The 12,107-nt window shown below is 69.0% G+C and carries 8 protein-coding genes and 2 pseudogenes; 6 read left to right on the top strand and 4 right to left on the bottom strand.

The annotated features are described in order from the left end of the window. Positions 1–84: 84 nt before the first annotated feature. Positions 85–450 carry a DUF7507 domain-containing protein gene (locus ACZ63H_RS31895; RefSeq protein WP_469871067.1) on the bottom strand — a complete coding sequence of 122 codons (366 nt, stop codon included), beginning with the start codon at positions 448–450 and terminating at the stop codon, positions 85–87. Between the two features lie 394 nt (positions 451–844). Here ACZ63H_RS31895 and ACZ63H_RS31890 point away from each other — a divergent pair, with 394 nt between their 5' ends. Further along, on the top strand, positions 845–2,056 hold the full coding sequence (locus tag ACZ63H_RS31890; protein WP_469871065.1) for a PP2C family protein-serine/threonine phosphatase: 1,212 nt from the start codon (positions 845–847) through the stop codon (positions 2,054–2,056). A gap of 111 nt (positions 2,057–2,167) precedes the next feature. Here ACZ63H_RS31890 and ACZ63H_RS31885 read toward each other — a convergent pair. Further along, positions 2,168–2,654, bottom strand: a pseudogene (locus tag ACZ63H_RS31885) (helix-turn-helix domain-containing protein); the annotation flags it as partial. Between ACZ63H_RS31885 and ACZ63H_RS31880 the strand changes: the two are divergent. Beyond that, a pseudogene (locus ACZ63H_RS31880) lies at positions 2,648–2,830 on the top strand (IS110 family transposase); the annotation flags it as partial. The pseudogenes ACZ63H_RS31885 and ACZ63H_RS31880 overlap by 7 nt on opposite strands. Before the next feature lie 361 nt (positions 2,831–3,191). Beyond that, a complete protein-coding gene (locus ACZ63H_RS31875) occupies positions 3,192–4,394 on the top strand; it encodes a helix-turn-helix domain-containing protein (RefSeq protein ID WP_469871063.1) in 1,203 nt (400 codons plus the stop codon). A gap of 427 nt (positions 4,395–4,821) precedes the next feature. Here ACZ63H_RS31875 and ACZ63H_RS31870 read toward each other — a convergent pair whose 3' ends face one another. Continuing rightward, positions 4,822–6,729, bottom strand: a complete 1,908-nt coding sequence (locus ACZ63H_RS31870) for a S8 family peptidase (protein ID WP_469871061.1) — start codon at positions 6,727–6,729, stop codon at positions 4,822–4,824. 345 nt (positions 6,730–7,074) lie between these two features. Here ACZ63H_RS31870 and ACZ63H_RS31865 point away from each other — a divergent pair, with 345 nt between their 5' ends. The 3 genes from ACZ63H_RS31865 to ACZ63H_RS31855 all read left to right on the top strand — a co-directional run bounded on the left by ACZ63H_RS31865 (position 7,075) and on the right by ACZ63H_RS31855 (position 10,482). Continuing rightward, positions 7,075–8,565: a M4 family metallopeptidase gene (locus ACZ63H_RS31865; RefSeq protein WP_469871059.1), complete on the top strand. Its 1,491-nt coding sequence runs from the start codon at positions 7,075–7,077 to the stop codon at positions 8,563–8,565. An 80-nt stretch (positions 8,566–8,645) separates the two neighbouring features. After that, positions 8,646–8,939, top strand: coding sequence for a hypothetical protein (locus ACZ63H_RS31860; RefSeq protein ID WP_469871057.1), 294 nt, complete (start codon positions 8,646–8,648; stop codon positions 8,937–8,939). A gap of 622 nt (positions 8,940–9,561) precedes the next feature. Then, the gene (locus ACZ63H_RS31855) at positions 9,562–10,482 is read left to right on the top strand and encodes a ribosome-inactivating family protein (RefSeq protein ID WP_469871055.1); all 921 of its coding nucleotides are present in this window, start codon (positions 9,562–9,564) and stop codon (positions 10,480–10,482) included. A 229-nt stretch (positions 10,483–10,711) separates the two neighbouring features. Here the strand turns inward: ACZ63H_RS31855 and ACZ63H_RS31850 are convergent, their stop codons facing one another. Beyond that, the gene (locus ACZ63H_RS31850) at positions 10,712–12,106 is read right to left on the bottom strand and encodes a serine/threonine-protein kinase (protein ID WP_469871053.1); all 1,395 of its coding nucleotides are present in this window, start codon (positions 12,104–12,106) and stop codon (positions 10,712–10,714) included. Position 12,107 lies beyond the last annotated feature (1 nt).

Here is a 12,107-nt window from a genome sequence, read left to right as displayed (position 1 = left end):
CACGATCCACGGCCGCGACTGACGCTTCCCCACGACCCGACCAACGAGCAGACAAGCCGATAGTCACTTGATCAACAACTTCTGTTAGGACCCCTTAGTGCCACCGCCTGCCTGCTCCGCGGACGCGTCGACGTCTGCCTGGGGGATCGTGTACGAACCGTCGCAGGTCGTGTGCTCGACGGGTGCGAGTGTCGTCTCGTCACAGGTGACGGGGCTGATTCGGTCGTCCTGTACCTGCACGTCGTGCAGGTTGAAGGTGCCTGTGTTGGTGACGGTCGAGCTGCGGGAACGGCCGGAAGGTTTGACGACGACGTTGCGGATGAGGTGGACGTCGGTGAACAGTCCCGTCGAGGCTGAGAAGCCGAACTTGGAGGTGTCGGGTACGGGTGTCGGCGCGGGCGTGCTGAGCACCTGCTGGGAACCGCGTCCGTCGTTGAAGTCGATGGACACGGTGAGCTGAGGGTCAGGTGCCCTGAGTGATCTCGACGTGCACCCGACGGCGCGACGGTTCGAGGGCGTTCTGCGCCTGCTCGGGGGTGAGGCCCGGCGACAGCTCGGCCAGGGACCGGCAGGCCGTGCGCGGTCAGGGCGGCACGCGACCGGGCCTCGCCGGGGCGAACCCGTCGCACACGAGTGGCAGCATCCCGCACTCAGTGGGCCAGGACGCGGATCAGCCCGCCGCGGGAACCCCGAGTGCCGAGCAAGACCAGGGCTGCCAGCGCGTCCGTCCTGCCAGGCAGCACCTTGAGGCCACGACACCTCCCTGCCCCATCGGCTGCGGCGGGGGCGCCTGGCGCGGGGACCGTTCGGTGTCAGAATGAATGAAGGGAGTGCAGGTGAGTTCATGACCGACGCAGACGGCCCTAAGACCGCCCTGGGGCTGAACGACCAACTGCTGGAAGCACTGCTCGCCGATGTCCACGCGATCATCCCCTACCGGCTGCCCGGCCTGCTGGACCGCTGTGCCCGGGCGATGGGACTGGGGGGCGCCACCATCTACCTGGTCGACCTGCAGCAACGCGTCCTGGTCCCCGTTGAGGACCAAGACGCCCGGCTGCCGGTGGACGGCAGCATGGCCGGATGGGCCTACCGCACCACGTCGGTGCGCATCGAGGACGCCCAGGACGAGCTGGTGGTGTGGGTCCCCCTGGTCGACAGCGCCGAACGTCTGGGCGTGCTGGGCGTACGAGCCGCCACGATGGACGCTGCGCGGCTGCGCCGATGCCGGATGCTGGCTCACACACTCGCGATGGTGGTCACCTCCAAGCGCACCTACAGCGACTGGTTCGTGGCCCGTACCCGCACCCAGACCATGCGCACGCACACCGAGATGCTGCGGGCCTTCCTGCCACCACGCAGCGTCGGCACCACTTCGGTGATCTCGACCGGGGTGCTGGAACCGGCCTACGAACTCGGGGGTGACGCCTTCGACCACTCACTCACCCGCAACATCCTGCACACGGCCATCTTCGACTCCATGGGCCACAACCTCGCTTCCGGGCTGACCACCGCGGTGGCCCTGGCCTGCTGCCGCAACGCCCGTCGTTCCAGCGCCGACCTGCCCTACTTGATCAACGACGTTGACCAGGAGCTCGCCCAGTGGCTGCCCGACCAGTTCTGCACCGGTGTGGTCTGCCAACTGGACATCGACACGGGCGTGCTGCGCTGGTGCAACTGCGGGCACCCCGCACCCCTGCTGATCCGCAACCAGCGCGTTCTCGACAAGGCACTCGAACGCCCCGTGCAGCCGCCGATGGGGCTGCCCTCCCTGCTCGGCCCAGGCACCGAACGCCAAGTGCACCGGACGATCCTGGAACCCGGCGACCGGGTCCTGCTCTACACAGACGGCGTCACGGAGGCCCGGCGGGGCGGTGACGAGTTCGGCCTCGCCCGATTCACCGACTTCATCATCCGCTCCGCCGCGGCCGGACAGCAGCCCGCCGAGATCCTCCGGCTGCTCATCCACGACATCCTCGACCACCACGGCAACAAGCTGAACGACGACGCCACCATTCTCCTGGTCGAATGGCGCCCTCACGGCCGGACGCCGACCTGACGATGACGCCTTGTCAAACGGACAGCAGCCAGTGCGCGGCAGCCCGTCGAACACCGGTCACGATCGCGCGGTCGGAAAGGGCGCGAGGCCCGCAGCGCGGCGAGCGCCGCAGTGGCAGCCGTGGAAGTAGGTGATGCCGTGGGTGCGACGGTAAGTCGCCGGCAACCGCTCCGGATTCGACCGGGGAGCCCGGCATGATCCCGCGGTCGGGCGGATGCCGAGCGGGCCGAACTCGTCCAGGGCGAACGCCCGGTCCGGCCGCTCGGTGAGCGCGAACTCGATCCTCGAGCTTGGCGTCGAAGTTCGGGTCCGGAGGCTCCTTCCAGGTCTTGGTGCGCTGGAAGGAGGTCCCGCGGCGGAGCAGGAGGCAGCGCAGGGCCTCCCTGCCGATCCTCACCAGGCGGGCGGTGTCGCGCCGCAGGTGCTCGGCGAGCTTGCGGATTGACCAGCGGGTGAAGGGCTTGCCCAGCGCCGTGGGCCGGGTGGTGGCCGTCTCGAGGACGAAGTCTTCGTCCTCGATGTTCAGCAGGCGGGGACGGACTCCCGCCCGCTGAGGGTCCAGACAGGTCCACCCGATCTCGTTGAACCGGTGGATCACGCGACATCGTCACCCCCGCCCTGGCCGGCTCCCCGGCTACCGTCCACACCCAGCGCCTGGCCCGGGTAGCCCAGATCAACACCCTGCTGGAGGCCCACGGCGCACACGCACCCCGCGGCGGAAACCGGCAGCGCAAATGCGCCATGTTCCTCCCCGCCTTCGCCTGCATGAACGCCGGCATAGAGGCACCCCCGGGCGCTGACGCGCCCATGAAAAACCTGGGGGATTCGCGAGGAGGGGATGATCACCACTCAGGCCACCGGGGTCGCCGGAGCTTCCGGAGCCATGGAAGTCCGTCCGGACTCACGCGCAGTCGACACCGTGCGCCACGATCGGCGTCCCAGTGGGGAGTCGGGACCACGCGGATGGGGAATTGAGCCGTGCCGAATCCGCCAATGGCGGGAATTGAATGTTCGTCGACAATGAGTGATCAGTGAAGGGTGGACTCTTGAAAGATGCTTGCCCACTGCGGGAATATCTATGACAAGTAATGTTCAGCCGTAGTCGATCCCGGTTACTCAGGCAGGTGGGGCTGGCATGCTGATCAGCGGGACTACCCTGCGCGCCGCACGGGTGGAGGCAGGGATTTCGATGCGGGGAATGGCCCGACGTATTGGAATTTCCTACAGTCATCTGTCCAATGTGGAGCGTGGTGATCGCGCGGTCACTCCGGCGGTGGTGGAAGCGTACCGGCGGGCGCTGGCGGACAAGGGCCGGATCGTGGATACCGGGCGCGAGGATGTGCAACGCTGCGCGGTGTCGGAACTGCTGCGCGGTGCCGGTCTGCTGGGTGCGGTTCCCGCGCTGACGGCCGTCGAGGCGGTCCGCGCCGGTCTGCACAATGCGGTCAGCGGTCGTTCCCGCGCCGAGTGGTGGCGGCAGGCGATAGCCGACTATGGAGCCAGCCACTACCTGACGCCGCCCACCGAGGTGTTGCGTGATCTGCTCACCGACGCTGCCCTGCTCGAAAAGCACCTTGCCGAGATTCCTGCTGCCGATCGGCGGGGCCTGTTGCGTTCCGCGGGACATCTGGCCGGGGTCACCGCGTTGACCTGGTCGAATCTGGGCGAGCGCCGGCTGGCCCGGCGCTGGTGGCAGACCGCCATTGATGCCGCAGACCAGTCCGAGGACCCGGCAGTGCAGGTGTGGGTGCGTGCGTGGGCGGTGATGAACGGGCCGAGCATCGGCCGCCGTTCCTCCGAGATCCTCGCCTTGGCTCAGGAGCGGCTTGGCGAGCGGCTTGCGCCGGACAGCGGGTCGTGCGCGTTGTTGGGCGGGCTCGCTCAGACCCAGGCCGACCTCGGCGACCCGGCGGCCGTGACGACCTTGCGGCGACTGGCGGAGCTGACCGAGCGAGTTCCCGGTGAGGTTGCGGCCGATCGCGGGTCGTTGTTCGGCTGGCCGGAGGTGCGGCTTCGGTATACCGAGTCCTACATACACACCGCCCTTCGCGACACGGCCGCCGCCTATGCCGCTCAGGACCGCGCCCTGGAACTCTACGGCACCGATCTGTCCCGTGATCGGGTCAAGATGTTGCTGCACCGTGCCCGTTGCCTGATCGTCGACGGCGACATCACCGGCGGCGCCACCTACGCCACCGACGTGCTCGACAACCTGGATGCCACCGTGCGGTTCGAGAGCGTCGACGCGTCCGCCCGCGCAGTGCTCGCTGCCGTCCCTCCCCAGGGCCGCAAGCTGGCCGCCGTCTGCGCCCTGCGTGGCCTGTTGACTGCCAAGTGACCACAGAGGACCTCGCACGCGGCGGGCGGGCCGACTCGCACCGGCAGCATGAGCGGTTGCCGACCGGCTACCGCGAGAGGCCGGCGCCGACCGTGCGCGTGATCCGTCTTCCAGCGCGCCCCGCGATGGCGATCGCCTTCAGGGACTCACTCCTCCTTGGCGGGTGCGGGTGAGGCAGGCGCGGAGCGGTCCGCCAGGGAGCCGACCACACGACGACGTCACCGACGAGGTAGTCGGTGCTGTCCTGCGCGTTGCCCGGCTTCGGCCGCGAGGACGTTGCCGGTCGCGGCGCGTGGCCCTCGAAGACGTACTGCGCCAATCCGGAACCGGGCGGAGCCGGCGGTGGTGTCTTGGCACCGTTGTGCGTTGGGCGTGGGCGGTGACGGCAGCCCACGCCCGACGTCAGTTGCTGATCGAGGGATGACCGTCAGGCGCCGCTGGTGCCCAGGTTGAGCGTCCACGAGTCGATGAACCCGGCCACACCCTGTTTGGCCATGTCACGCGCGACCAGCTTCCAAGTGCCGTTGACCGTCTCACCCGACAGGTTGAGCGTGTAGACCCGGTCGATGTCGACGACGTTGAGGCCCCCACGGTTGTGCAGCGTGTACACCGTTCCCTTGGGTGAGACCAGGGTGATGTCCAGGTCGCTGATCTCCCCGTGCTTGATGTGCACGTCGACCGTGCTCGCCCCGAGTGTCCCCGTGCAGCCGGAGACGGTCACCGGGCTCTGCACGGCCGGCTGGCTGCTTCCTTCGGCGATCGGTACATCGGTTCCGTTGGTCGCCGAGCAACCCGGACGGGGGGTGACGGTGAAGGTGAACGTGGCGTTCTGGGCGTGGGGGGTGCCGATGCCGATGACGGTGACCTTGTACGTGCCCGGTGCCGTCGCCGACGTGGTCGCGATGGTCAGCGTGGAGTTCGCCCCGGAGGTGACCGTGGGCGGGCTGAAGCTCGCTGTCGCGCCGGTCGGAAGACCGGCGACCGACAGTGCGACGGGCTCGGCGGCGCCGGCGGTCGTGGTGGTGCTCACGGTCGTCGACAGCGTGCCGCCGATGCCGACCGTGCCGGATCCCGGCGTCACCTTCATGGCGAAGTCCTGCGAAGGCCGCTGAACGTTGCTGACGTTGAGCAGACTGTTCGGGGAGCCGGGGCCGGGGTCGGTGATCTTGTTGTAGGTCGCGGTGTTGACGGCGAGTTTGTCGCGCACCTGCTGCGGGGTGAAGCCGGGATTGGCGACCAGGGCGAGGGCGGCGGCTCCCGTCACGTGCGGTGTGGCCATCGATGTGCCGCTGATGGTGCTGGTGGCGCTGTTCGAACCGGTCCACGCCGACGTGATGTCGCTCCCGGGCGCGAAGACGTCCACGCAGGGGCCGTAACTGGAGTACGAGGCGCGCGCGTCGGTGTTCGTGGTCGCACCCACGGTGATCGCAGCGCGTGCGCTGGCAGGGGAGAACTCGCAGGCGTTGCCTTGGTAGTTGGTAGCCGCGACGGTGAAGACCACGCCGTCGTCGATCGCGCCGGTGATCGCGTCGTTCAGTGCCTGGGAGAACGGGCCGCCGAGGCTCACGTTCGCGACGGCCGGCGCGCCGGCGGCATGGTCGGCGGCGACCCAGTCGACGCCGGCGATGACGTCCCCGTACGCGCCCGCTCCCATGCAATTCATGACGCGAACGCCTACGAGGGTGACGTCTTTGGCCACCCCGTAGGAGGAACCGCCCACGGTCCCCGCGACGTGGGTGCCGTGCCCGTGGCAGTCGGTGGCGGGGCTGCCCTGGGCCAGGATGTTGATTCCCGAGATCGCACGCCCGCCGAAGTCCTGGTGGCTGAAGTTGATGCCGGTGTCGATGATGTACGCCTTCACGCCCGCGCCGTTGTTCCCGTACGTGTAGGAGTTGTCCAGCGGCAGGGCCCGCTGGTCGATCCGGTCCAGACCCCACGACGGGGTCGGCGACTGCGTTCCCTCGATCGATATCGTCCGGTCCTGTTCCACATAGGCCACGGCCGGATCCGCCGCGAGCCGTTGGGCGGCGTTCTCCGACATGCCGGCGGAGAAGCCGTGCAACGCGCTGTCATAGGTCCGTTCGACACTCCCGCCGTACCGGGTGGCGAGGCCTCTGGCCGTCGAGGCGACGGCATTCACGCCGACCGTGTCCTTGAGGACCACGATGTACGAACCGGCAATCGCGGTCGCGTCACCGGCATGCTGGATCCGGCCGCTCGGCTCGGCCTGCACGGCCTCGGCGGCCTGGCCGAACGTGGTCACGGAAGCAAGCACGGCGGTGAACGCGGTGACCGCGGTGACCGCCAACCTGGGTAGTAAGCGCTTGGGTGCCATGTCACTCCTAGGGTGCGCGTGCCGCACCGCCGTGGTCCGACGCCTGCGTTGCGGTGTGGCAGCGGCCGGATATTCCGGCGGATGTGGTCGGGTCCACGAAGAGTCGGACCGACCATGCGCGAGGTCAAGGGCCCCCATCCCGCTCCCCGGCCCTCCTCGGGAATGCTCCCGCAGCTCAGCAGGGTGAATACGGCTGAATACGGGCCGCCGTCGAGAACGGTCCACATGGGCCCGGAGGGTCGATAGCCTCTCCGCCGATCGACCACCCGTGCGACCACTGGCGACGTCCCGGCGGCAAAACCTCAGCCGTGTGGGCGCCGTGAGGCCACGAAGGAGAGGACGACAATGAGATTGGGCATAGGAGCGAAAGCCGCCGGCGCGTTATTCGTCGCCTGCGGTTTCGCCATCACCCTCACCGTTCCGGTCGCGGCGAAACCCGCCCCGCCGAACACCCCGGCGGCTGTCCTCGCCGACAAACCGGCTTTCCTGCACGCGAGCGCGTACGACCGCTTCAGGCAGCGCTCGGCAACCGACTTCGAAGGCAGGACGTACACGGCCTACGACCGGACCTACAAGGGCCTGCCGGTCGTCGGCGGCCAGTTCGTGCTCGTCACCGACCGCGACAACAAGGTGATCGACGAATCGGTCGCGCAGACCAGGAGCATCGGCGAACTCCCGGTCACGCCGAAACTCGGCGCGGCCGACGCCGAAAAGGCCGCCAAACGTCAGCTGACCTCGGTGAGCAAGGTCGAGGACACGAAGCTGGCCGTCAGCGCTCTCGGTGACACGGCCCGGCTCGTGTGGCAGACCACCGTCACCGGGACCGGTACCCAAGGCCCCAGCAGCCTCACCGTCCAGGTCGACGCGCTGACCGGCGCGGTCCTCGACAAGCAGGAGAACATCCACTACGGCACCGGCAACTCCGGCTGGAACGGCAAGGTCTCCCTCGACACGAAGCTGTCGGGCGGCGTCTACAGCATGGACTCGCCGAACACCAAGAACATGCCCTGCCAGCAGTCGTACGCCGACACCACGTGGTCGGGTCCCGACAACGTGTTCGGCAACGGCGACCCCGCCGACCTGGAAACCGGGTGCGTGGACGCGTTGTACGGAGCCCAGGGCGAAATGCGGATGCTGAAGGAGTGGCTCGGCCGCGACGGCATGGACGGCATCGGCGGCGCCGTCCCGATCCGCGTCGGCCTCAATATGGTCAACGCCTTCTACCAGGACGGGAAACAGGTCCAGATCGGGCACAACAAACTGAACGGGCAGTGGATCGGTGACATCGACGTCATCGCCCACGAACTCGGCCACGGGGTCGACTACAAGACCGGCGGCGGCCTGTCCGCCTGGGGAACCGCGGAGTTCATCGGCGACGCGTTCGGCGCTGCCACCGAGACGTACCTGCGGGGCAAGACGGACTGGCTCGTCGGCGACAAAGTCAACCTCAAAGGCGACGGCGCTCCCATCCGCAGCATGTACGACCCGCCACTGAAGTGCTATGACGGCGGGTACTACGAGGAGCACTACGCCGCAGGTGTCGGCAACCACTGGTTGTACCTGCTGTCCGAGGGATCCAACCCGAGCAACGGCGGCCCGGTCAGCCCGACCTGCAACGGCACCACCACCACCTCCGGGATCGGCATCAAGAACGCCCTCAAGATCATCTACGGGGCGATGCTGTCGAACGCCTGGAAGTCCAACTACATGACCTACCGCGCCGGGACCGTCAAGTCGGCCAAGGCCCTCGACCCGACAGGGAACCTGTGCCGCGCGACCAAGGCCGCATGGGACGCGGTCTCCGTCCCGGTCCAGCCAAAGGAGGACACCTGTTGAACACCTCTGGAGCGGCCCCGGGAGGGGCCGCCCCACGGTGCGCGAAGCACCCATGGCGGACGCCTGGAAGGAGCCGGACGATGACAAGCTCGCGAGCACGACGAGCCGGCCTCCCGGCCGTACGCGCGGCGATCGTCGCCGCCGCTTCGACCACCCCGGCCCTGGTGGCACCCGCCGCGGGAGTGATCCTCGGCGCCGGTGACGCCACCGTGATCGGCGGATCCTGCATCGTCGTGCTGCGCGATTCGGCCGTCACCGCCGACACCGTGCCGGCCAAGGCCCATTGCCTTGCCCACCGCTGCGGCGGAACCATCGGCGGGCCGGGGGCTTTCACGGGTGGCCCCCCAGACGGCGCCAGTGCTATGACCGCATAGGTTCGCCGGGTTGGCGGTCGTAGCAGTTGGATGTGCGGTGACTTCCGATCCGACCACTGGAGGCGCGGTGGCCGAGCCCGTCCGTGTGCGCTGACCGACCGACCAGGAGGGCCAGAAGCTGCAGCAGCCCGTGCGCCGGGGCAGCACCAGCCCGGTTCGCCACCGGCGGGCGATGAGGCTGCTGGCCCCGGCCGGCGGGAACCGAGTGCCGGTGATTGCCCAGCTGCAGGCGGGGGCCTCACCGAACGAGGAGTCCCGAGGCTGGCGCTCCGGCCTCCCTCTGGCGGCAGTCGTGGTGCACGCAGACCTGCCCCTCGTCGAACTGCTTCTCAGGCACGGGGCCGATCCGCTCCTCCGGAATGAGGGCGGCAGTACGGCCCTTGATCGGGCGCGAGGGTCGGACGAGGATCTCGCCGCGCACCGGGCGGTCGAGGAACTGCTCATGGCGTCCCGCAGGCCCAGCTCCTTCTTGTAGTCGCCGAGGGCGACCGGCGCCGTTCTAATCCCTGAAATCCATCGTGCACTACAGGAACAGGAATCATGCAGCGCTGATCAACTGGGTTGCCTTCAGAACAGACAGAGTTTCCATCGCCATGTCAGCTTCACGCAGGAGACGAAACCAGTGTATCGGCAGCATTCACCAGGCGTGGTGGGCCGTCGCCTCGCCAGCCTCTTCCTGGCATTTGCCATAGCCCTCGGTTTGGTGCAAGCCGCATCAACGTCGGCACACGCCGACCCGAGCGGGTCGCTCACGAAATTCGACTGGGAGATCGGCTCTCTGGTCTATGGTGGCACTGATGCTCATAATGAGTACTGGGCCTTCATCGACCGCCTCCACCAGACCAGTGGCCATGACATCCCGAACCACCCCGAGGTCGCCAGCACTCTGGACGAGACCACCCTGCTGCCGACCCGGCTGCTCGAAGCGCGCGTAGTCGAGGACGGGGAGTACTGGGGATCACTGTACTTCTGGGCGGACAACCTGTACCTCGCCGGCTTCTACCAGCCCGGCTACACCGCGAACGGGGTCACTCACCCGGGCAGGCACTATGCCTTCCCGGACGTCTGGCCGACCGAGTTCCAGCAGGTCCTGGGCGTTTCATCGGTCACCCGGCTCCCTTGGAACGGCAACTACGCCAACCTGCCGGGCGGAAGCACCGACGCCCGGGCCGCACGGGCCATCACCCAGAACAACATCGCCGACGCCCTGGAGGCCATACGGCGCGCACCCGACCGCCTCGCCCAAGACTCGAACGCTTTCGGAAGGCAGCTTGTGCTCCTCATCCAAGCCACCTCCGAGGCGGCGCGTTTCGGCCGCATCTTCGACAACATCAGGGGCAATATCCGCGATTACACGTCCAACCCCATGACCGCCCAGAACGTCGCCCTGCAGCAGCAGTGGGACAGCCTTTCCAGCTGGGTGTACAGGCGGCTGGGCGGCAGCAACGAGCCCTACACCATCAACAACATCGCCTTCCAGACGCTGGCGGCCTGGCTCGCGTATGTGGGCTATATGGAGCTGCACGCCAAGGTGCCCCGCTGAGCACCGTCCTGGAACTGCCGGGCGTGTTCAGGTGATCTTGTGGTGGCTGGTGTGACCACGGTGTCGGAGCCGTCCTGGACGGCCCTGCGCACCGGGTTGAGCCCGCGGCGGTTCGGCGAACTGATCACCTGATCGAGCGGCTGCTGCCGCCCTGGTCGGAGCGGTCCCCGGGGCCACGACCGGGGTGGCGGATCGGCTCTGCCGCGGCCAACGTCGATTGGCAGGACCACTAGCCCGAGGGGTGCGCGCACCGCGGCAGCGCCGGGTGGTCCTTCGTCCGGACGGCGGGGAGCCAGGCCGTCGCCGTGGGGACCGCCCGGGGCACGCGAATCCGGAACCAGAGGGTGGACCGGTGGTCCTCCTCGTCGATGATGACCTGGCCGCCGGGCAGTTGACACTGCGCTTCGAGGACGTCGCCGTGCCACACCCGGGTCGGTACGACGTTCTCCGCCGTGTACGGACGGAACGGGTCGACCGCCAGGCCGAGGCTGCACTGCCGGTCGCGGTCGGCGCGGCCCTGGCAGCCCCGCTCGGCGTTGAACACCCGAATGCGGGTCGGGCCTTCGGCGGCTCCCGGTGCCGGGCCGCCACGGGATCCGTCGCCTCCCGTGTGCGACCAGAGCGCGACGCCCGCGGCCGCGCAGACGGCGACGGCGACGGCGAGGAGGGCGGGGTACGGGCGGATCCGCCGGCGCGCGGGACGCCCGGACTCGTGGGCCCGGATCCGTTCGAGCAGGCGTTCGGCGGTGTGCGGGGCGCGGGCGGCGTGGGTGGGGGCGAGACAATCGGCGGCCAGGGTCCGCCAGAACTCCGGCACGGCCTGGTCCATCCGTAAGGACGCGCGCCCCTGCGCGTACTCCTGCACGGCGGCCCCGCGCGCCGCCGGGGTGGCCCCGGGGAAGGGGGAGACACCGGCCGCGAACACCTCGTGGATCACGATCCCCAGGGCCCAGATGTCGGCGGTCGGCCGGACCACCACGCCCCGCTCCCCGAGGGGCTCCCTCCACCGTTCGGGCGGGAGGTAGTCCAGGGTGCCCATCGGGGCCGTGTAGCCGTGGGTGCCGGTCAGTTCGATGGCGAACCCGAAGTCCGAGAGCCGCACCTCGCCGTCGCGGCTGATGAGGATGTTCTCGGGCTTGAGGTCGGTGTGCACCCAGCCGGCGGTGTGCAACCGGGCGAGCCCCTCGCAGATCCCGGCGATCAGCCGGCCGCCCTCCGCCTCATCGACTCCGCTGTCGAGGAGGTCACGGAGGCTGCACCGGGCCCGCTCCATGACGAGGACGATCGCCCCGTCGAGGGCCGGCTGGTCCGGTGCGGTGAGCACTGTCGAGTCGAGGAGCCGGATCAGCCTGGGGTGCCGCGTCCTGCGCCCCAGCTCGACCTCGCGCCGGGCCGCCTCGGCCACGTGGCGGGCCTGGCGCGGCGCGAGGCCGGCGGTCGGCATCACCTTGAGGGCGACCTCTTCCGCGTCCGTACCGTCGGCCGGCCGGCCGGCGTAGACGGTCGCCCAGCCACCGGCACCGATCGGCTCCTCGACGATCCAGTCGCCGATCCGGTGGCCTCGGGGCAGTGGTTGCGGCCGACCGCTGCCCCAGGCGACGGCCCGGTCGTGCGCCTCTCCCACG

This window comes from Streptomyces sp. NPDC104831 (assembly GCF_055583025.1).
The sequence above is the reverse complement of the archived record's forward strand: the minus strand, read 5'-3'. Positions and strand labels throughout refer to the sequence as shown.